The 19,511-nt window shown below is 55.7% G+C and carries 19 protein-coding genes and 1 tRNA gene; 14 read left to right on the top strand and 6 right to left on the bottom strand.

The window, feature by feature from the left end:
• Positions 1–160: 160 nt before the first annotated feature.
• Together moaA and WBK19_RS05255 are read right to left on the bottom strand one after the other, a co-directional pair.
• Complete coding sequence (gene moaA, locus WBK19_RS05260) at positions 161–1,234, bottom strand: GTP 3',8-cyclase MoaA (RefSeq protein ID WP_511287617.1); 1,074 nt, start codon at positions 1,232–1,234, stop codon at positions 161–163.
• Between the two features lie 318 nt (positions 1,235–1,552).
• A tRNA-Asn gene (locus WBK19_RS05255) sits at positions 1,553–1,628 on the bottom strand.
• 77 nt (positions 1,629–1,705) lie between these two features.
• Here WBK19_RS05255 and WBK19_RS05250 point away from each other — a divergent pair.
• The gene (locus tag WBK19_RS05250; RefSeq protein ID WP_511287615.1) at positions 1,706–3,400 is read left to right on the top strand and encodes a hypothetical protein; all 1,695 of its coding nucleotides are present in this window, start codon (positions 1,706–1,708) and stop codon (positions 3,398–3,400) included.
• Positions 3,401–3,450: 50 nt separating this feature from the next.
• Here the strand turns inward: WBK19_RS05250 and WBK19_RS05245 are convergent, their stop codons facing one another.
• On the bottom strand, positions 3,451–4,659 hold the full coding sequence (locus WBK19_RS05245) for an amino acid aminotransferase (RefSeq protein ID WP_511287613.1): 1,209 nt from the start codon (positions 4,657–4,659) through the stop codon (positions 3,451–3,453).
• Between the two features lie 76 nt (positions 4,660–4,735).
• On the opposite strand from WBK19_RS05245, the gene uvrB reads away from it, so the two are divergent.
• The gene (gene uvrB, locus WBK19_RS05240) at positions 4,736–6,805 is read left to right on the top strand and encodes an excinuclease ABC subunit UvrB (RefSeq protein ID WP_511287611.1); all 2,070 of its coding nucleotides are present in this window, start codon (positions 4,736–4,738) and stop codon (positions 6,803–6,805) included.
• On the top strand, positions 6,802–7,284 hold the full coding sequence (locus WBK19_RS05235) for a low molecular weight protein-tyrosine-phosphatase (protein WP_511287609.1): 483 nt from the start codon (positions 6,802–6,804) through the stop codon (positions 7,282–7,284). The genes uvrB and WBK19_RS05235 overlap by 4 nt, the downstream gene beginning before the upstream one ends.
• Before the next feature lie 63 nt (positions 7,285–7,347).
• Here the strand turns inward: WBK19_RS05235 and WBK19_RS05230 are convergent, their stop codons facing one another.
• A complete protein-coding gene (locus WBK19_RS05230; RefSeq protein WP_511287607.1) occupies positions 7,348–10,026 on the bottom strand; it encodes an Rne/Rng family ribonuclease in 2,679 nt (892 codons plus the stop codon).
• A 403-nt stretch (positions 10,027–10,429) separates the two neighbouring features.
• Here WBK19_RS05230 and WBK19_RS05225 point away from each other — a divergent pair, with 403 nt between their 5' ends.
• From WBK19_RS05225 to WBK19_RS05210, 4 genes are read left to right on the top strand one after another with little or no spacing between them, the layout of a single operon-like run.
• Positions 10,430–11,434 (top strand): RluA family pseudouridine synthase, encoded by a 1,005-nt coding sequence (locus tag WBK19_RS05225; protein ID WP_511287605.1) that lies wholly within the window; start codon positions 10,430–10,432, stop codon positions 11,432–11,434.
• On the top strand, positions 11,431–12,081 hold the full coding sequence (locus WBK19_RS05220; RefSeq protein WP_511287603.1) for an HAD family hydrolase: 651 nt from the start codon (positions 11,431–11,433) through the stop codon (positions 12,079–12,081). Before WBK19_RS05225 ends, WBK19_RS05220 begins: the two co-directional genes overlap by 4 nt.
• Positions 12,060–12,419: a Rieske (2Fe-2S) protein gene (locus WBK19_RS05215; RefSeq protein ID WP_511287601.1), complete on the top strand. Its 360-nt coding sequence runs from the start codon at positions 12,060–12,062 to the stop codon at positions 12,417–12,419. The genes WBK19_RS05220 and WBK19_RS05215 overlap by 22 nt, the downstream gene beginning before the upstream one ends.
• Positions 12,412–13,374 carry a S49 family peptidase gene (locus WBK19_RS05210; protein WP_511287599.1) on the top strand — a complete coding sequence of 321 codons (963 nt, stop codon included), beginning with the start codon at positions 12,412–12,414 and terminating at the stop codon, positions 13,372–13,374. The genes WBK19_RS05215 and WBK19_RS05210 overlap by 8 nt, the downstream gene beginning before the upstream one ends.
• Before the next feature lie 3 nt (positions 13,375–13,377).
• Here WBK19_RS05210 and WBK19_RS05205 read toward each other — a convergent pair whose 3' ends face one another.
• Positions 13,378–14,085, bottom strand: a complete 708-nt coding sequence (locus WBK19_RS05205) for an SAM-dependent methyltransferase (protein WP_511287597.1) — start codon at positions 14,083–14,085, stop codon at positions 13,378–13,380.
• Positions 14,085–14,666, bottom strand: a complete 582-nt coding sequence (locus tag WBK19_RS05200) for a Maf family nucleotide pyrophosphatase (protein WP_511287595.1) — start codon at positions 14,664–14,666, stop codon at positions 14,085–14,087. The genes WBK19_RS05205 and WBK19_RS05200 overlap by 1 nt, the downstream gene beginning before the upstream one ends.
• On the opposite strand from WBK19_RS05200, the gene WBK19_RS05195 reads away from it, so the two are divergent.
• The 7 genes from WBK19_RS05195 to acpP all read left to right on the top strand — a co-directional run bounded on the left by WBK19_RS05195 (position 14,661) and on the right by acpP (position 19,504).
• Entirely contained in the window at positions 14,661–15,266 is a 606-nt protein-coding gene (locus WBK19_RS05195) for a YceD family protein (RefSeq protein ID WP_511287593.1), read from the top strand. The genes WBK19_RS05200 and WBK19_RS05195 overlap by 6 nt on opposite strands.
• Before the next feature lie 18 nt (positions 15,267–15,284).
• Positions 15,285–15,464, top strand: a complete 180-nt coding sequence (rpmF, locus tag WBK19_RS05190; RefSeq protein ID WP_226405540.1) for a 50S ribosomal protein L32 — start codon at positions 15,285–15,287, stop codon at positions 15,462–15,464.
• 54 nt (positions 15,465–15,518) lie between these two features.
• Complete coding sequence (plsX, locus tag WBK19_RS05185; RefSeq protein WP_511287591.1) at positions 15,519–16,547, top strand: phosphate acyltransferase PlsX; 1,029 nt, start codon at positions 15,519–15,521, stop codon at positions 16,545–16,547.
• Complete coding sequence (locus WBK19_RS05180) at positions 16,548–17,507, top strand: beta-ketoacyl-ACP synthase III (protein ID WP_511287589.1); 960 nt, start codon at positions 16,548–16,550, stop codon at positions 17,505–17,507. It begins immediately after the preceding gene.
• 16 nt (positions 17,508–17,523) lie between these two features.
• Positions 17,524–18,450, top strand: coding sequence for an ACP S-malonyltransferase (fabD, locus tag WBK19_RS05175; protein ID WP_511287587.1), 927 nt, complete (start codon positions 17,524–17,526; stop codon positions 18,448–18,450).
• Between the two features lie 3 nt (positions 18,451–18,453).
• Positions 18,454–19,194 (top strand): 3-oxoacyl-ACP reductase FabG, encoded by a 741-nt coding sequence (fabG, locus tag WBK19_RS05170; RefSeq protein WP_511287585.1) that lies wholly within the window; start codon positions 18,454–18,456, stop codon positions 19,192–19,194.
• 73 nt (positions 19,195–19,267) lie between these two features.
• Positions 19,268–19,504, top strand: a complete 237-nt coding sequence (acpP, locus tag WBK19_RS05165) for an acyl carrier protein (protein ID WP_066883607.1) — start codon at positions 19,268–19,270, stop codon at positions 19,502–19,504.
• Positions 19,505–19,511 lie beyond the last annotated feature (7 nt).

Here is a 19,511-nt window from a genome sequence, read left to right as displayed (position 1 = left end):
ACAGCACAAAAAGGCGGCCCGTTGGGTCGCCTTTTTGCTTTTGTTGTCGCTTTTCTTTACGCTACTAGGCCAATTTACGACACCGATTAGCGCCATCGGTTTCTGCAAGGTTTACCCGTAAATTCCACGGTCAACCGGAAAAAAACGGCCAAAATTGAAATCAGCCGCCGGTCATCGACATGAAGCGGACGACCTGCGGTGCATCCATCTGCTGGGTAAAGTCGTGCCCGTAGGGCTTGATGCCCATGCTGTCGATGATGGCCTGGCGCAAGGCAGCATCATCGTTTCCGGAACGTAATGTCGGCAGCAGATTGGCTGCGTCGTTCTGGCCGAGACAAGGATAAAGCTCGCCCTTGGCGGTAATCCGGACACGGTTGCAGCTGTCGCAGAAGTTGTGGCTGTGCGGAGAAATGAAACCGATACGTGATTCGCTACCGGGAATGCGCCAATAGCGCGCCGGCCCTCCAGAGTCCTCGGAGGAAGGAGTCAGCTCAAAATGGTGCGACAGATTTTCCCGGGTTTCCTCGGACGAAATGTAGGTGTTGCTTCGCCCGTGTATCTCGCCCAGCGGCATTTCCTCGATAAAGGAAATATCCAGTTCATTTTTGATGGCGAAGCTGACCAGATCGACAAACTCATCGTCGTTGGTGCCGCGCATCATCACGACATTCAGCTTGGTGCGCCGAAATCCAGCTTGTCGGGCCGCCTCGATGCCGCGCAGAACCTTGGACAGATCGCCGATTCGGGTGATCTTCCTGAAGCGTTCCGGATTCAAGGTGTCGAGACTGATGTTGATGCGCTTGACGCCCGCTGCTCGCAAGGGAGTGGCAAAGCGGTCAAGTTGCGAGCCGTTGGTGGTCAGCACCAGATTTTCCAGACCGGGCAGGGCGCCAAGGCGTTCGATCAACCACATGGCATCCTTGCGCACGAGCGGCTCACCACCGGTGATCCGCAGCTTGGTGACGCCCAGGCCGACGAACACCGAAGCAACGCGCAAACACTCTTCAAGACTCATCACCGAATGGCGTGGCAGAAATGTCATTTCCTCGGCCATGCAATACGTACACCGGAAATCGCAGCGGTCGGTAATGGACAGGCGAACGTAGGAAATACGCCGCCCGTATTTATCGAGCAGGGTGCCTTCCTGATACCCCATTGCAGTGGGGTCGATGCGTGGCGTGAAGTCGGCAAGGCCGACAGGTGTTACTTCCTGCCGAAGTGTTTCATTTTGCATGGCGGATGATTCATGATGGCCTACAAGGAGTAGAGCTACTGTCAGGACGGCAATTATCGATGGGTGACTGTCCTCGAACAAGTAGAGACATCAAAAATCCAGAAAGTTTCTTGCCGCGAGAAATTGATCGGTCTGGCTACCGGTTTCAGCTCTCCGGAGTGGTCAGGAAACCGCTCGCTTCGGAGATGCCATGAGGATGATGCTATGATCTCCGCTTCAACATTGCGCGATATGGCAATAAACACTCGGAGAGCTTGAAAATGACACAACAAAACAAAAAGCCCAACCAATTTGGCTGGGCTTTCTGATGTGTTTTTCTGGCTCCCCGACCTGGGCTCGAACCAGGGACCTACGGATTAACAGTCCGGCGCTCTACCAACTGAGCTATCGAGGAACAGAGAGGCGCATTATAGGAGTAGAATCCTCTGCTGTCAAGCATCTTGTCGTTTTTTAAGAAGAATAATCAGGTTTATGGATTCCAATTTGGTTTATGCAAAAACGCCGATTGGCGATGAGGCGGTTCGCCAGAGCACACGCGTTGTCCAGCGCAATCTGCGTATGGTTTTGGTGCAGGTCGACGGAAAAATGAGCGTTGAGGAGTTGACCGCAAAAATCGGAAATCCCCGGCTGGTTCAATCAGCATTGCGTGAACTTGAAGAGGGCGGCTATATCGCGCCGACAATTGCTGCTGTGTCGGTATGGGAAGAAAGCAAAAAGGCGGCTAGACAGGAGGCCGCGCAGGAACAGATATCGCCGATTCCTCCGATGTCGCAGTTCTCGACTTTTGGGCCCAAGTCACTAGGCCCTGAGTCGAAGAGGGGCGAGAGCGCGGCGAGCAATTTTTCCTCATTCGGCAAGCCCATTCTTCCTTCACCAACCCAGCCTGAAAGTGAGGTTGTTCAGCCTGTTGTTGCTGAAAGCCGCGATCCGGAATTTCGTCCGTACCGGCAAGGCATGTCAGCAGGTCGCAAGGCGCTTTTGACGGTTGTAGCGATCCTCTCACTTCTGCTCGCTACGGTTGTTTTTTATCCCTATGAGCAGTTCAAGCCGGCTATCGAGGCGTCAGCGATGCGGATGCTCAATGCCACGGTAAAAATTGACCAGGTTGGCATAGCGCTTTTCCCTAGTCCTTCGCTAAAACTGACGGGGGTAAATATCGGTGAATCGGCGGGAGGAAGGATTGCCGAAATCCGAATTTCATCGCCTCTTTCACTACTGGGCAGCCCACCATATCACGTGGCAAAAGTTGAAGTCTCGGGGGCCACATTGCCTGCCAACCATCTCCTGGCATTCCCAATGTTCATGGGGGAAGTGGCTGGCAGTCAGGGGATGATCATTAAAAAATTGGTCATCGACCATTTGCAACTGGGGTTGGGTGACAGCCTTGTTTTCAGCGATCTTTTTGGCGAGCTTGCATTTCGCCCTGATGGAGCCCTTGAAAAAGCTACGTTTGAGACAGTCGACCGCAGCATGCTCGTCTATGCCCAACCAGGGGAGCAGGGACTGGCCCTGAGCATCGAAGGGCGGGCCTGGACGCCGGCGGGAACAGCGGTTTCATTCGCATCTCTGCAAGCCAAAGGGCTATTGCAGCAGAACAAGTTGCTGATTCAGAACATCGATACAACTTTCCTGGGTGGCATTCTGCGAGGAAACTGGCTTCTAGACTGGAGCAACGGCTTGTCAATGGCGGGCGATGGCACCTTGAGCCGGCTCGATAGCCGCAAGGTTAGCGGCGCTTTTGCGCCTTCCCTGAAAGTCGACGGTGATATGAGCGGGACGATACGTCTGCGTTCCAATGCACGTGACTGGGATGGTCTGTGGGGCAATGTTGAGGCAGTGTTGAGCACGGAAATCACCCGCGGCACTTTGCATGGCGTAGACCTTGGCGAGGCGGTTCGGCGTAGTGGGGTGTCCGAGGTGCGTGCAGGCTCAACCAAATTCGACCGGTTGCGGTCGACGGTTAACATCACACCGAAGCAGGTTGTCGGTCGCGATGTCAGGATGGATGCGGGCATGGTGACCGCGGTTGGTCAGTTCACTTCCGGACGTAACGGGCAGGTCGATGGCAATATGGCTGTCACCATGCAGACATCAGTATCCAGCCAAAATGCGTCAGTTCATGTTTTTGGCACGCTGCCTGACCTGAGCGCGACAACCCGAAAATAAAAAAGGCGGAACCGGAGTTCCGCCCTTCTAGAGTTTGGCTGCCTAAGCAGTCAGGCCTTGGTGACTGCCGCAATTGCCTTGGCGACGTAATCCAGATTCTTGGTATTCAGCGCAGCCAGACAAATACGTCCTGTTGATACGGCGTAGATACCGAACTCTTCACGCATGCGATCAACCTGGGCAACGGTCAGACCGGTGTAGGAGAACATGCCGCGCTGCTGGGCAACGAACGAGAAATCCTGCGCGACGCCTTGGGCCTTGATGGCATCGACCAGGCCGGTACGCATGGCGCGGATGCGGTCACGCATCCCAGCCAGTTCAGTTTCCCACATCTGGCGCAGCTCTGCCGAGGCAAGCACGCCAGCAACCAGTGCGCCACCGTGGGTCGGCGGGTTGGAGTAGTTGGTACGGATAACGCGCTTGACTTGCGACATGACACGGGCAGATTCGTCCTTGCCGGCGGTGACGATGGACAGCGCACCGACGCGCTCGCCATACAGCGAGAAGTTCTTGGAGAACGAGCTGGAGGCGAAGAATTGCAGGCCGGAGGCTGAGAATGCACGGACTGCCACTGCGTCGGCATCGATGCCGTCGGCAAAGCCCTGGTAGGCCATGTCGAGGAACGGAACGAGGCCGCGATCCTGACAGATGGCGACGATTTCGGCCCACTGCGCATCCGACAGATCAGCGCCGGTCGGGTTGTGGCAGCAGGCATGCAGCAGGATGATCGAGCCGGCAGCAAGGCCATTCAGGCAGGCTTTCATGCCGGCAAAATTGACGCCACGCGTTGCCGCATCGTAGTACGGGTAATTTTCAACCACAAAACCAGCTGATTCGAACAGGGCGCGGTGATTTTCCCAGGAAGGGTCGCTGATATAAACCTTGGCATCCGGGTTCAGACGCTTCAGATAGTCGGCACCGATTTTCAGTGCACCGGTGCCACCAAGGGCTTGAGCGGTGATAACCTGACCGTTGGCGATCAATGCTGAGTCCTTGCCGAGCAGCAGGTTCTGTACAGCGGTGTTATAGGCTGGATTGCCTTCGATCGGCTGATAACCACGCGGCAAGGCTGCTTTGACGCGGGTATCCTCGGCGGCCTTGACAGCGGCTAGCAGCGGAATCTTGCCGTTATCGTCAAAATACACGCCAACACCGAGATTGACCTTGGTGGTGCGCGCATCGGCATTGTAGGCTTCATTCAGACCGAGGATAGGATCGCGCGGGGCCATTTCCACCGCAGCGAAGATCGAAGAGGACATAGGAACTCCGTGAAATAATACAAACAATATTCGCGCAGCCGATTTGCCGTGCGACGAAAAACCTAAGAATTTTAGCATGAGCGAAACCAACAACATCACTCCGGTTGCCTGCTTTGATGGCAGTCCCTTTCGATTGCACCAACCTTTCCCTCCTGCTGGTGACCAGCCGGAGGCAATCCGGCTGCTCGTAGAGGGACTGGAGGATGGGCTGTCATTCCAGACCTTGCTCGGTGTCACGGGTTCCGGCAAGACTTACACGATGGCCAACGTCATCGCGCGCACGGGTCGTCCAGCATTGGTGCTGGCACCGAACAAGACGCTGGCTGCCCAGTTGTATTCCGAGTTCAAGGAGTTTTTTCCCGAGAATGCAGTTGAGTACTTCGTCTCCTACTACGACTACTATCAGCCGGAAGCCTATGTACCATCACGCGACTTGTTCATCGAAAAGGATAGTTCAATCAACGAGCACATTGAACAGATGCGCTTGTCCGCTACCAAGAGCCTGATCGAACGGCGAGATGTCGTCATCGTCGCCACCGTTTCCTGCATTTACGGCATTGGTGATCGCGACGAATACCACAACATGATCCTGACCATGCGCGTTGGCGACAGGCTTGATCAGCGTGCCATCGTCAAGCGACTGACCGACATGCAGTACGAGCGTAACGAGATGGACTTCCATCGAGGCACCTTTCGCGTTCGCGGCGACATTATCGACATCTTCCCGGCGGAACATGCCGAACACGCCATTCGCGTTTCGTTGTTCGATGACGAGGTCGAAGCGTTGCAGTTTTTTGACCCCTTAACCGGTCATCTGCTGCACAAGGCGCTTCGCTTCACGGTTTTTCCTGCATCGCATTACGTGACACCGCGTGGAACTGTTCTGCGTGCCATTGAAGCGATCAAGGATGAACTGCGCGAACGCATCGACTTTTTTTCCCGCAACAACAAGTTGGTAGAGGCACAACGCATCGAGCAGCGCACCCGATTTGATCTGGAAATGCTTGATCAGATTGGTTTCTGCAAGGGGATCGAGAATTACTCGCGACATTTTTCCGGGCGCAAGGCGGGTGAGTCGCCACCGACGCTGATTGATTATCTGCCGGCCGATGCGCTGATGTTTATCGATGAGTCGCATGTCAGCATTGGGCAAGTTGGCGGGATGTACAAGGGTGACCGCTCGCGCAAGGAAAATCTGGTTGATTATGGTTTCCGCCTCCCGTCAGCGCTCGATAACCGTCCGTTACAGTTCAATGAGTTCGAGGCGCATATGCGCCAGACCATCTTCGTTTCGGCCACGCCTGCCGATTACGAGCAACAGCACGCTGGGCAGGTAGTTGAGCAGGTGGCTCGGCCTACTGGCTTGATAGATCCCGAGGTAATCGTTCGGCCGGCATCGACGCAGGTTGACGATCTACTGGAGGAGATTGGCAAACGGGTTGCGGTAGGCGAACGGGTGCTGGTCACGACGCTGACCAAACGCATGTCCGAGGACTTGACGGATTTCCTTGCGGATAACAGCATCAAGGTTCGCTATCTGCACTCCGACATCGATACTGTCGAGCGGGTCGAAATTATTCGCGACCTGCGCCTGGGTGAGTTCGATGTTCTCGTCGGGATCAATCTGCTGCGTGAAGGGCTGGATATTCCGGAGGTTTCTCTGGTTGCCATCCTCGATGCCGACAAGGAAGGGTTTTTGCGTTCAGAGCGATCATTAATTCAGACAATCGGCCGCGCTGCACGCCATATCCATGGCACAGCGATCCTCTATGCTGATACGATTACACGGTCAATGCAGTACGCCATTGCCGAAACAGGGCGGCGGCGGGAGAAGCAAATCGGCTTCAACCTGGAGCACGGGATTACCCCACGCGGCGTGTCCAAGAAGATCAAGGACATCATCGATGGGGTTTATGATGCGGAATCGGCCCAAAACGAACAGAAGGCCGCTCAGCAGTTGGCCGTATACGAGGCCATGGATGAAAAGACGGTGGCCAGGGAAATCAAGCGGCTCGAGAAATCGATGCTGGAGTGCGCGAGAAACCTGGAATTCGAAAAAGCGGCGGCAGCCCGCGACGAACTTTTCCGGCTCAGGGAGCGGGTGTTCGGTGCGGCGCAACACGACCCTGACGGAGAGACAATATGAGCTATCGCGTGCTACTTGTCTGCATGGGCAACATTTGCAGATCACCGACAGCTGAAGTGGTTTTTAGATATTTTATAAAAATCAATAATTTGGGTAGTAAAGTTGAAGTTGATTCTGCTGGAACGCACGGCTATCATGTTGGCGAAGCTCCCGACTCCCGGACGCAGCGGGCTGCGTCTGCACGGGGTTACAACCTTTCCCAGCTACGTGCTCGAAAGGTTGCTCGGCAGGATCTCGACTATTTCGATCTCATCCTGGCCATGGACAAGAGCAATTTGGATAGCCTGATGCGCATGGCTACACCGGAGCAACAGAAGCGCATCGGATTATTCATGGATTACTCCCAGAATTTCGACGATGACGAAGTGCCTGATCCTTACTATGGCTTGGGCCATGGCTTTGACCTCGTCCTGGACATGGTCGAGGATGCTTCACTGGGTCTGGTCGAGGAAATAAAAAAGAAACTAGAAGATTCCTGAACCGTTGCCAAGAACAAGAAGGGGCTCCCGTGGGAGCCCCTTCTTCGTTACGTCATTGACGTATTATTTGCCAGTTTCAACCAATACGAGCGGCTCGTTTTCGGTTTGCTCGGTGACGGACCGTTGTTTGCGCGGACGTCCCAGTTTGACCGGAGGCTCAGCTTCGGCAATGGCGACAGCAGGAGCGGTGGTCTGAACCAGAACCAATCCGCTTTCAGCCAAAGCCGAAGTAAGGTCAACCGGTTCAGGAGCAACAATGGTTGACTGGACAGAGGCGGTTTCGGCGATTTGCGGAGTGTTGTCCGCAATGGCTTCGACAGCCGCAGCTTCAATTACTGAAGCCTGAACCGATGCAGGTTCCGGTTCGGCTTGCGCAGGTGCGATAACAGAGTCAGGAACTGCAATTTCAGACTCAATCATTGCCGGAGTTGACTCGATTGCCGGAGCGATTGCCTGTACCGCGGCGACTGCTTCGGCTGCAGGGATGACAACGATCACCGGCTCCTGGCTGGCTTGTTCTACATTTTCCCGAATAGGGGTAACTACCTCGCCAGTTTCAACAACGGGTGTCACAGTTTCTGCTTCGGGGCGACGCTCACCACGACCGCGACCGCCACGACGTCCCCGACGACGATTTCCTTGGTCTTCACTGCCATTGGCCTCTTGTGCTTCATTGCCGACCAGCGGGGCGACGGATGCAGACAGGTCTGCTCCAGGTGCCTGTTGCGCTAACTTGTTCTCTACGGCTTCTGCTTGCGGACGCTCGCCACGACCCTTGCGTTCACCACGCGGACGGCGTTCCTGACGTTCGGGGTTGCCTGCGGTCGACTCGTCTGAAGGTGCCTTTTCTGCATTGCGCTCATTGCGGTTGCCGCGATCCTTATTCCGTTCGCCGCGCTCTCCACGTTCTTCTTCGCGCTTGTTCCCGTTACGGCCGCCGCGGCGGCCATCGCGGTCTCGACGACCATCACCGCGACCTTCGCGGGGCTTCTTCGCCGGTTCGGGAGCGACAACTGTTTCGACAGGCTTTGCTGGAGTGCGGAACCACGAAAAAAGCTTGGAGAAAATGCCTGCTTCCCGCTCGATTGGGGCCGCAACCGGCGTGTCGGTTTTCTCCGGGAGGTTAGGCGCGGGCTGGTCGGGCGAAATACCCTTGATTGCCGCTTCCTGTCGGGGTTTGACTACCTCTTGCTGAGTTGCCTGTTTAATGGCTTCCTCAAGAGGCATGTCGACCATCCTGTAGGACGGCTCGCGGATGTCATCCTGATTCAGGTCGTCGTGGCGCAGGCGGGTGATGGTATGGGCCGGCGTTTCGAGATGGATGTTCGGGATGAGCAGGATGGTGACCTTGTGGCGCAACTCGATGGCTTGGATATCCGGGCGCTTTTCGTTGAGCAGGAAAGTGGCGACATCAACCGGAACCTGAACATGAACGGCGCCAGTGTTTTCCTTCATCGACTCCTCTTCGAGGATGCGCAGAATGTGCAGCGCAGCCGATTCGGTCGAGCGGATGTGACCTGTCCCGGTGCAGCGCGGGCAGGGGATGTAGCTGGTTTCTGCCAAGGCCGGACGCAGGCGCTGACGGGAGAGTTCCATTAGGCCGAAGCGGCTGATCTTGCCCATCTGAACGCGGGCGCGGTCGAAACGCAGGCCGTCGCGCAGACGGTTTTCGACATCGCGCTGGTTCTTCTGGCTTTCCATGTCGATGAAGTCGATGACGATCAGGCCGCCAAGGTCGCGCAAGCGCAGTTGGCGGGCCAGTTCGTCAGCCGCTTCCTGGTTGGTCTTGAGTGCGGTTTCTTCGATATCGGCCCCCTTGGTCGAGCGACCGGAGTTTACGTCGACAGCGACCAGTGCTTCTGTGTGGTCAATGACGATGGCTCCACCGGACGGCAGATTGACCTGACGAGCGAAGGCTGTTTCGATCTGGTGTTCGATCTGGAAGCGCGAGAACAGTGGCACGTCATCACGGTAGCGTTTGACGCGATTGACGTTGCCCGGCATGACGGTACCCATGAAGGCGCGGGCTTGCTCGTATACTTCGTCGGTGTCGATGAGGATCTCGCCGATATCGGGCTGGAAGTAGTCGCGGATGGCGCGAATGACCAGACTGCCTTCAAGGTAGATCAGGAAAGCGCCGCTTTGCTGCTGGGCGGCACCGTCGATGGCGGTCCACAGTTGCAATAGGTAGTTCAAGTCCCATTGCAGTTCTTCGGCCTGGCGGCCAATAGCAGCAGTACGGGCGATCAGGCTCATGCCGTTGGGCACTTCGAGCTGGTCCATGACGTCACGTAGTTCAGCGCGTTCGTCACCATCGACGCGACGGGACACGCCGCCGCCACGCGGATTGTTCGGCATTAGTACAAGATAGCGGCCGGCCAGCGAAACGTAGGTGGTCAGGGCGGCGCCCTTGTTGCCACGTTCGTCCTTGTCGACCTGGACGATCAGCTCCTGGCCTTCCTTCAGCGCATCCTGGATTCGGGCGCGGCCGGCTTCTGTGCCAGGCAGAAAGAAGGCGCGGGAGACTTCCTTGAAGGGAAGAAAACCGTGGCGATCAGCACCGTAGTCGACGAAGCAGGCTTCGAGCGACGGTTCGATGCGGGTAATTACACCCTTGTAGATGTTGCTTTTGCGTTGTTCCTTGGCGGCGGATTCAATGTCGAGATCAATCAGTTTCTGACCATCGACAATGGCGACACGGAGTTCTTCCGCCTGTGTCGCATTGAATAGCATGCGTTTCATTATTTTCGGGCTCCAGCGCACAGCAGCACGCTGCAACGAAACGCCCGGGCAGGCAGCGACAGTTTCAGTTATCGGGTTGCGTCATGAGTGATGGTTGGCAAAGGCGATGGTGAATGTGCTGATCAACAAACGGCCGCGTGCTTTTTATTGAAATGCGCGACCTGAAAATTCCTGCAACGGGCAATCCGTGCGTGCTTACAGTGGGCTTATCCATTAACATCACTACTTTTGGTGAGTGAACTTAACCAGTCGTTTTACGTTGGTCTGGCCTGGGCAGTTGGCACAGGTGAGACTTTCGAGCCTGCCGCCTGGCGGTCGCGCTTTTAGCGCGAGGGCATAAACGGTCTGATGGTTCGGCATCTCTTGCAAACCGAGACGTAGAACGCAGGCAGTATATTAGAAAATGACCGGGGTAGGTAACAATTCAGTCACGCACGCAGTGATCGGCGAAGAAGAAGAGGGGCAGCGCCTCGACAACTTTTTGATTCGACGTTGCAAGGGGGTTCCGAAGAGTCATATCTACCGGATTTTGCGGAGCGGAGAAGTACGGGTGAATAGCGGCCGGGTTGATGCAACCTATCGCCTTTGCACCGGCGACAACGTACGAATTCCGCCGATCCGCATTGCCGAGCGGCCGCAGAATGAGGTCGACGAAGCGGCCAAGGAACGTGTCGATCTGCCGATTATCTATGAAGACGAGGCGATGCTTGTCATAGACAAGCCGGAAGGTATTGCCGTTCATGGTGGTAGCGGTGTCAGTTTTGGTGTGATCGAAGCTTTGCGTCGGCAGCGACCGCAAGCCAAGTTCCTCGAACTGGCGCACCGACTCGATCGAGAAACCTCCGGCGTGCTGCTCGTTGGCAAGAAGCGACTGGCCTTGACTGCGTTGCACGACATGTTCCGCGAACATGGTGCGGGGGCTGACAAGCGCTACCTGGTTCTGGTCAAGGGGCGCTGGATGAATGCCACCCAGCACGTGAAATTGCCTCTCCACAAGTATCTGACTGAGGGGGGGGAGCGCCGTGTTTCAGTTAACCCCGAGGGCAAGGCTTCACACACTATCTTCCGCTTGCTGGCTCGCTGGTCGGATATGAGCCTGCTCGAAGCGCAACTGAAAACCGGGCGCACGCACCAGATTCGCGTTCATCTGGCGCATCTCGGTTTTCCCATTCTTGGCGACGAGAAATATGGTGATTTCGCGTTGAACAAGAATCTCAAACGCGATGGCCTGAAGCGCATGGCATTGCATGCCTGGCGGATGGCTTTTCGCCACCCGTTGACGGCTGCGCCAGTCGAATGCATAGCACCGTTGCCGGATAGCTTCGGTAGCTACATTGCTACGGTCAACCGGAAAAAAGACCCAGAATTCAAATCCGATAATCTGGAAGAAATACTGAATAAACGATGAAATATGAACTGGTTGTGTTTGACTGGGATGGCACGCTGCTCGATTCGGCTGGTGCGATCGTTCATGCCATCCAGGCGTCTTGCCGAGATCTGAACTTGCCTGTCCCGGACGATGCCCGGGCGCGCCATGTTATTGGGCTCGGATTGGCCGATGCTCTGCGTCATGCGGTACCAGACTTGCCGCCCGAAAGTACTCAGGCGATGGTCGAGCGCTATCGTTTTCACTATCTGGCCGGTGACCAAAACCTGACGCTGTTCGCTGGTGTGCCAGAGATGTTGCAACGCCTCAAGGCAGCCGGCCACATATTGGCCGTAGCCACCGGCAAAAGCAGGCTTGGGCTGGAGCGAGCGCTCGATCATTCGGGGCTGCGTCCATTATTTCAGGCCTCTCGTTGCGCCGATGAGTGTCATTCAAAACCGCATCCGCAGATGCTGCAGGAGCTGATGGCCGAATTTGGCATCTCTGCCGAGTCGACCGTCATGATTGGCGATACCTCGCATGATCTGCTGATGGCAACCAATGCTGGGGTCGACAGCTTGGCGGTAACCTACGGCGCGCATCCGCATGACCATCTGCTGGAGCACAAGCCGGTGACATGCCTGCAAAGCGTTGATGAGCTCGACCGGTGGCTGCAGAATTTCGCCTGATCTGCTCCAGTCACGAGGTCGCAGACGCCGGGCATGGATTTCGTTTTACGGTTGACCGCTACGGACGCGCCACCCCGGCTTTTGTCATCCGTTTTCGCGGGCAGGTGCATGCCTATTTAAATGAATGCGGCCACGTTCCAGCCGAACTTGACTGGCAGCCTGGGGAATTCTTCGACGATTCCAAGCTATACTTGATTTGCTCGATTCATGGCGCGCTTTATGCTCCTGAATCTGGCAGATGTCTCGGTGGCCGCTGTCAGGGGAAGGGTTTGAAATCCCTGAAGGTACAAGAGATCGACGGACAGATTTTTTTAGAGCAAGAAAACAATCATGGATAGCCCCCAACAGCCCAACAATGACTCCGCCTGGGAGCGGAAAACCCTCGAAAAACTGGTGTTTGCCGCTCTTGACGAGCAGCGAGCCCGTCGACGCTGGGGAATCGCATTCAAGACGCTAGGTTTCGTTTATCTTCTCGTCGTGTTGATTGCGGTCGTTGATTGGGGGGCTAACGCCGAGCACCAGGAACGCCATACTGCCCTGGTTAACCTCAATGGAGTCCTTGAGGCCAAGGGTGAGAGCAATGCAGAAAATCTCGTCGCTGCACTGAATAGTGCCTTCGAGGAGAAAAATGTTGCTGGCATTATCCTGCGCATCAACAGCCCCGGCGGCAGCCCTGTCCAGGCGGGGATCATCAATGATGAAATTCGTCGCCTGCGTGGCAAGCATCCGGACAAGCTTCTATACGCGGTAGTCGAAGACATGTGCGCCTCAGGTGGTTACTACGTCGCTGCGGCAGCGGACAGCATCTACGTCAACAAGGCCAGCATTGTCGGTTCCATCGGCGTGTTGATGGATGGTTTCGGCTTCACCGGTACGATGGATAAGGCTGGCGTTGAGCGCCGCCTGCTGACAGCTGGCGAAAACAAGGGTTTTCTTGACCCGTTTTCTCCTCAGGCGCCGCAACACAAGGCTCACGCCCAGACTTTGTTGAATGACATACACCAGCAATTCATCGATGTCGTCAAAACCGGGCGAGGCAAGCGACTCAAGGAAACCCCTGACATGTTTTCAGGTTTGATGTGGACGGGTTCTCAAAGCATCCAGCTTGGGCTGGCTGACGATTTTGGTAGTGTCGATTCTGTAGCCCGTGATGTCATCAAGGCCGAGAAAGTCCTTGATTATTCGGTCAAGGACAATATCGCTGAACGTTTCGCGAAGCGCCTCGGTGCCAGCACCTCTGCCGGTTTCTGGAAAGGCTTCTCAGAAAGCGCCGCTGGCGTCAGCCTTCGCTAGAAATTACGCCAGCAGCAGAAAAACAGTGGGACGCCGCTCTATTTCGGGCGGCGTTTCCTTTTTCCAGGCTGCTATGGAGCGTGTTAGTACGGACTCGCCTGGCAAAGTTAGATCGGTAGCTACGGTCAGGCGGGTGGTTGGCAGGCAGGACTGAAGAATGGCGTCAAACATGGCCCGGTTACGGTACGGCGTCTCTATGAAAATTTGAGTCTGCTGACGCTTTTTCGATTCGTTTTCAAGATCGCGTAGATTTTTCGTCCGCTCCGCTTCTTTGGCGGGCAGATAACCCTGAAAAGCAAAGCGTTGCCCATTCAGTCCGGATGCCATCAAGGCCAGCAAGAGCGAAGAGGGGCCAATGAGCGGGACGACACGAATATTTTCTGCTTGCGCCAGCGCGACGAGATTGGCGCCAGGATCAGCAACAGCCGGACAACCAGCCTCAGAAAGCAAGCCAACATCGTGACCGGCGCGTAATGGCTCGAGCAGGTGATCAAGTTGATTTGACTTGGTGTGCTCATTCAGCTCCTGAAGAAGCAGTTCCTGTAGGGGTAAATCGGTTCCTGCTGCCTTCAGGAAGGCTCGTGCTGTCTTGGCCTGCTCGACGACAAAATGCGTTAGTGGGCGGACGGTAGCAAGCACATTCGCAGGCAAGGACTTTTGCGGCTCAGTCGGGCCAAGTGGCACCGGAATCAAATAGAGCGTTCCGGTCATCAGAGGACCGCCACGCCCTGGTTGCGCAACATGTCGCACAGGGCAATCAACGGTAGCCCGACCAGGGCATTGGGGTCGTCACCACGCATGCTGCTCAGCAACGCAATCCCCAGGCCTTCCGACTTGGCAGAGCCCGCGCAGTTATAGGCTGGCTCACGGCGCAAATAATTTTCTATTTCTTGATCGTTTAACTGCCTGAAAGTAACGAGCGTTGGCACACCCCTAACTTCGGCCTCGCCAGTCCTGGCATTGAGCAGACAGAGTCCGGTAAAGAAATTGACAGTCTTTCCGGACAGGGCGCGCAACTGCTCAATGGCGCGTTCATGGGTGCCCGGTTTTCCATATATTTTCCCGTCGACCGTGGCAACTTGATCGCTTCCGATAATCAGTGCGTCGGGATATGCCGCGGCGACTGCCTTCGCCTTGGCTACTGAAAGTCGCAAGGCAATTTCCTCGGGGGTTTCTCCGGGGTGAGGACTTTCGTCTGTTTGAGGGTCGGCAACGTCGAATGGCAGTCCCAGTCGGCTGAGCAGTTCACGGCGAAATGGCGAAGTTGAGGCGAGAATGAGGTTCTGGTGCATGAAAAATCCGTTACAACAAAGCGTTGCAGTGAATACTTGAAGCAGCACTTTGTTTTGACTTGGAAAGCTAAAAATAATATCATTCAATGTTTAGGTCGGAACAGTTCAAGATTGAAAAGGATTTCGGACGCTTTCGCTTTTGCCAGAGATGGTCGTGTTCTCGAGGGAACGCTGGCCGTCGCTGATCTTGATCGCCTGCATGATTTGCTGGCGGAGGTGGATGGAGAGGTTACTTTCCGCCTGGCTGGTTTCAAGGGCGATAGCGGGGAACCCATGTTGCATCTGGTGGTATCGGGAGTGCTCCTGCTTGCCTGCCAGCGCTGCCTGGAAGCCGTGCCTTGTGATCTTGATGTCGACAGTCTTCTGGAATTAATTCCTGAGGGTGCCGAGTTGTCGCAAGATGAACTGGAAGACGATACCCGGGATTTCCTGCCGGTAGTGCGCGAACTGGATGTGATCGAGTTGGTTGAGGATGAAATCCTCCTTGGTCTGCCTGTAGCGCCACGGCACGAAAAATGTGGTTTACCTGGCGCGGCCAATGCTGGTGAACGGATCAATCCGTTCGCGAAGTTGTCCGCGCTAAAAGGTAAGCCGAACTGATTTTTTTGGAGTAAGAAAATGGCCGTTCAACAGAACAAAAAGTCCCCGTCCAAGCGTGGCATGCACCGTGCTCATGACTTCCTGACCGCCCCCCCGCTGGCCGTTGAATCGACCACCGGCGAAGCACATCTGCGTCATCACATTTCACCGGCCGGTTTCTACCGCGGTAAAAAAGTAGTCAAGGGCAAGGGCGAGTAATCGTTCAGTGAAGGGCAGGCGGTTCGTAATGGGCCGCCTGCCTTTTATTTTGCCATGACAACCCGCATTGCCATTGATTGCATGGGGGGTGACCACGGTCCGTCAGTGACGGTGCCAGCGGCCATTCAATTCCTTGCGGAGCATCCGTCAGCCAATCTCGTCCTGGTCGGTCAGGATGATGTTTTGCGCCCGTTGCTCGGCAGCCATGCCAACGATTCCCGCATTCGCCTCGTTCACGCCTCCGAAATCGTTGGTATGGATGAGTCGCCTGCACTTGCCCTGCGCAACAAGAAAGATTCGTCGATGCGCGTTGCCATCAACCAGGTCAAGGAAGGCTTGGCTGATGCCTGCGTTTCAGCCGGCAATACGGGTGCCCTGATGGCGATATCGCGTTTTGTTCTGAAAATGCTGCCAGGCATTGACCGACCTGCAATTTGCGCGCCTTTGCCTACCGTCAACGGCCATACGCACATGCTCGATCTGGGGGCCAACGTCGATTGCGGACCTGAGCATCTTTTGCAGTTCGGCATCATGGGGGCCATGCTGGTTTCGGCCATGGAGCACAAGGATCAGCCGACGGTCGGGATTCTTAATATTGGCGAAGAAGACATCAAGGGAAACGAAGTGGTGAAGGCGGCTGCTGCTTTGCTGCGGGCCTCCGATCTGAACTTCATCGGAAATGTCGAAGGCGATGGCATCTACAAGGGCGATGCTGATGTGATTGTTTGCGACGGGTTCGTCGGCAACGTTGCATTAAAGACGTCGGAGGGGCTTGCCCAGATGCTGGCTTCGTCTTTGCGCGGTGAATTCAAACGTAACTGGCTAACCAGAATTGCCGCATTGATTGCTATTTCAGTGCTCAATAATTTCAAAAAGCGTTTCGATCATCGTCGCTACAACGGCGCCATTCTGCTTGGCCTAAAAGGTGTTTCAGTCAAAAGCCATGGCTCAGCTGATGTCCTGGCTTTTGGTAACGCAATTTCCCGCGCTTACGATGCGGCGGAAAACCGCGTCCTGGAGCGTATTACCAACCGCTTGGCCCAAATGGCGCCGACTCCGGTTGTTGTCGTGGAGAGTGTCTGAATGTATGCACGCTTGAGTGGTACTGGTAGTTATCTTCCGGGCACCCCCGTTACAAACGATGATTTGGCGGCGCGCGGCATCGATACCAACGATGAGTGGATCATCACCCGAACAGGCATTCGCAGCCGATATCTGGCAAGCCCCGGCACAACATCCAGCGAACTTGGCTTGATCGCAGCGCAGCGCGCGTTGGATATGGCTGGCATTGCCGCAACTGACCTTGACCTGATCATTGTCGCAACATCCACGCCTGATTTTATTTTTCCCAGTACCGCCTGTCTGATACAGGCGAAACTGGGCAACAAGGGCGCTGCCGCATTTGATGTACAGGCAGTTTGCGCTGGCTTTACCTACGCACTTGGCATCGCGGAAAAATTTATCCGTTCTGGCAGCCACAAGAGAGCGTTGGTCATAGGCGCGGAAGTTTTCTCGCGCATCCTTGACTGGAACGACCGCGGAACCTGCGTGTTGTTCGGGGACGGAGCTGGCGCCGTGGTACTTGAAGCATCGGACAAGCCTGGAATCATATCTACGGCGATGCATGCTGACGGTAGTCAGAATTCAATCCTGAATGTTCCTGGTCAAATTTGCGGCGGCCAGGTTACCGGCGACCCCTTTCTGCGCATGGATGGGCAAGCGGTCTTCAAATTCGCTGTACGCGTTCTGGCCGACATTGCTGAAGAGGTTTGTCAGATTGCAGGCATTCAAACCGGTGATGTTGATTGGTTGATTCCGCATCAGGCCAATATCCGCATTATCGAAGCAACTGGCAAGAAACTGGGTGTTGACCGGAACAAAGTGATTGTGACGGTTGATCGTCATGGCAACACATCCGCAGCATCCGTGCCGCTTGCGCTAGACGAAGCTGTACGGGATGGACGTATCCAGCGCGGCCAAAAAGTCCTGGTTGAGGGCGTTGGTGGCGGTTTTACCTGGGGCGCAGCCCTTCTTGAATTCTGAACCAGGAGACGAAACGATGTCTTTTGCATTCGTATTTCCAGGCCAAGGCTCCCAGAGCGTTGGCATGATGGCAGCTTACGGCGACTCGACCGTGGTCCGTGCAACGTTCGATGAAGCTTCCGCAGCCTTGGGCGACGATCTCTGGGCGATGGTAGCCGAAGGGCCGGCCGAAACGCTTACCCAAACGGTAAACACCCAGCCGGTCATGCTGACCGCTGGTGTTGCAACTTGGCGCTTGTGGCTCGACAGAGGCGGCAAAAAGCCCGCAGTAGTTGCTGGTCACAGCCTCGGCGAATATTCTGCGCTGGTTGCTGCCGGCGTGCTTACGTTCAAGGATGCCGTACCGCTCGTTCGCTTGCGTGCTGCAGCCATGCAGGAAGCCGTGCCGGTTGGCACCGGCGCCATGGCTGCTGTGCTAGGACTGGACAACGCGGGGATCGTTGCCGCTTGTGCCGAAGCGGCGCAGGGCGAAGTCGTCGAACCAGTTAATTTCAATGCAAACGGACAAACCGTGATTGCTGGACACAAGGCTGCCGTCGAGCGCGCCATGGAGGCCTGCAAGGCCCGCGGGGCGAAGATGGCCAAGGCGCTACCCGTTTCGGCACCATTTCACTCTTCACTGATTCGCCCGGCGGCAGACAAGCTTGCCGCCCGTCTTGCCGAACTCACCCTGAATGCCCCGCAGATCCCGGTTATCAACAACGTTGACGTTGCCATTGAGAACGAGCCTGACCAGATCAAGGATGCTCTGATCCGTCAAGCCTACAATCCGGTACGCTGGGTCGAGACCATACAATCGATGGCAACGCTGGGGGTTACAACCGTCGCGGAATGTGGCCCGGGCAAGGTATTGGCCGGCCTTACCAAGCGCTGTGCGGATGGGGTTACTGGTGTCGCATTGTCCGATGCGGCTTCCATCGAAGCCAATATCGGCCTGGAGTAATCAATGCTGAAAGAAAAAATTGCTTTGGTAACTGGCGCGACACGGGGTATCGGTCGCGCCATTGCCCTCGAATTGGGCAAACAGGGGGCTACCGTAATCGGTACGGCAACCAGCGGTGACGGAGCTGGTAGTATTTCGGCCTATCTGACTGAGGCTGGTATCAAGGGCAAGGGTATTTCGCTGAACGTGTGCGATGTAGCGCAGACTGATTCGGTGCTCTCCGATATCGCCAAGGAATTTGGCGCCATCACCATTCTGGTCAATAACGCAGGCATTACCCGTGACAATCTGACCATGCGGATGGGCGACGATGAGTGGGATGCAGTAATTGACACGAACCTGAAGGCGGTTTTCCGCCTGTCACGCGGTGTCATGCGCGGCATGATGAAAGCCCGCTTCGGTCGTATTGTGAACATCACGTCGGTGGTTGGCTACTCTGGCAATCCCGGCCAAGCCAACTACTGCGCAGCCAAGGCTGGCGTCGCAGGGATGAGCCGTTCGCTGGCGCGGGAACTTGGTAGCCGCAACATCACTGTCAACTGTGTTGCGCCGGGCTTTATAGCTACCGACATGACGCATGCGTTGACCGAAGAACAGAAGCAGGCCATGCTGGCGACGATTCCACTGGGTCGCGCCGGTACGCCAGAAGATATTGCCGGCGCTGTCGGCTTTCTCGTATCCCCGGCTGCCGCCTATGTCACAGGCACGACAGTGCATGTGAATGGTGGCATGTTCATGGATTGATTTCCCGAAGCCTCGGCTTTTGGTAAACTAGTAATGTTTTTTTTCGTACCCCTGAGGGGAAGGAGTTTTTCTAATGGATAACATCGTAGAGCGCGTCAAGAAGATCGTCGCCGAACAACTGGGCGTGAACGAAGCGGACATCAAGAATGAGTCCTCTTTTGTGGACGATCTGGGCGCGGATTCCCTGGACACCGTTGAACTGGTCATGGCACTGGAAGAAGAGTTCGAGTGCGAAATCCCTGACGACCAGGCTGAGAAAATCACCACGGTCCAGCAGGCTGTCGATTTCATCCTCGCCAACAAGAAGTAATTCAATT

The sequence above is a fragment of the Azonexus sp. genome (genome assembly GCF_049652925.1).
GTDB lineage: Bacteria > Pseudomonadota > Gammaproteobacteria > Burkholderiales > Rhodocyclaceae > Azonexus.
The sequence above is the reverse complement of the archived record's forward strand: the minus strand, read 5'-3'. Positions and strand labels throughout refer to the sequence as shown.

Bases quoted from the DNA above. Each gene is read 5' to 3' on its own strand.
- moaA (WP_511287617.1), bottom strand. From the start codon at position 1,234: ATGCAAAATGAAACACTTCGGCAGGAAGTAACACCTGTCGGCCTTGCC.
- WBK19_RS05250 (WP_511287615.1), top strand. From the start codon at position 1,706: ATGGATTCCAATTTGGTTTATGCAAAAACGCCGATTGGCGATGAGGCG.
- WBK19_RS05245 (WP_511287613.1), bottom strand. From the start codon at position 4,659: ATGTCCTCTTCGATCTTCGCTGCGGTGGAAATGGCCCCGCGCGATCCT.
- uvrB (WP_511287611.1), top strand. From the start codon at position 4,736: ATGAGCGAAACCAACAACATCACTCCGGTTGCCTGCTTTGATGGCAGT.
- WBK19_RS05235 (WP_511287609.1), top strand. From the start codon at position 6,802: ATGAGCTATCGCGTGCTACTTGTCTGCATGGGCAACATTTGCAGATCA.
- WBK19_RS05230 (WP_511287607.1), bottom strand. From the start codon at position 10,026: ATGAAACGCATGCTATTCAATGCGACACAGGCGGAAGAACTCCGTGTC.
- WBK19_RS05225 (WP_511287605.1), top strand. From the start codon at position 10,430: ATGACCGGGGTAGGTAACAATTCAGTCACGCACGCAGTGATCGGCGAA.
- WBK19_RS05220 (WP_511287603.1), top strand. From the start codon at position 11,431: ATGAAATATGAACTGGTTGTGTTTGACTGGGATGGCACGCTGCTCGAT.
- WBK19_RS05210 (WP_511287599.1), top strand. From the start codon at position 12,412: ATGGATAGCCCCCAACAGCCCAACAATGACTCCGCCTGGGAGCGGAAA.
- WBK19_RS05205 (WP_511287597.1), bottom strand. From the start codon at position 14,085: ATGACCGGAACGCTCTATTTGATTCCGGTGCCACTTGGCCCGACTGAG.
- WBK19_RS05200 (WP_511287595.1), bottom strand. From the start codon at position 14,666: ATGCACCAGAACCTCATTCTCGCCTCAACTTCGCCATTTCGCCGTGAA.
- rpmF (WP_226405540.1), top strand. From the start codon at position 15,285: ATGGCCGTTCAACAGAACAAAAAGTCCCCGTCCAAGCGTGGCATGCAC.
- plsX (WP_511287591.1), top strand. From the start codon at position 15,519: ATGACAACCCGCATTGCCATTGATTGCATGGGGGGTGACCACGGTCCG.
- WBK19_RS05180 (WP_511287589.1), top strand. From the start codon at position 16,548: ATGTATGCACGCTTGAGTGGTACTGGTAGTTATCTTCCGGGCACCCCC.
- fabD (WP_511287587.1), top strand. From the start codon at position 17,524: ATGTCTTTTGCATTCGTATTTCCAGGCCAAGGCTCCCAGAGCGTTGGC.
- fabG (WP_511287585.1), top strand. From the start codon at position 18,454: ATGCTGAAAGAAAAAATTGCTTTGGTAACTGGCGCGACACGGGGTATC.
- acpP (WP_066883607.1), top strand. From the start codon at position 19,268: ATGGATAACATCGTAGAGCGCGTCAAGAAGATCGTCGCCGAACAACTG.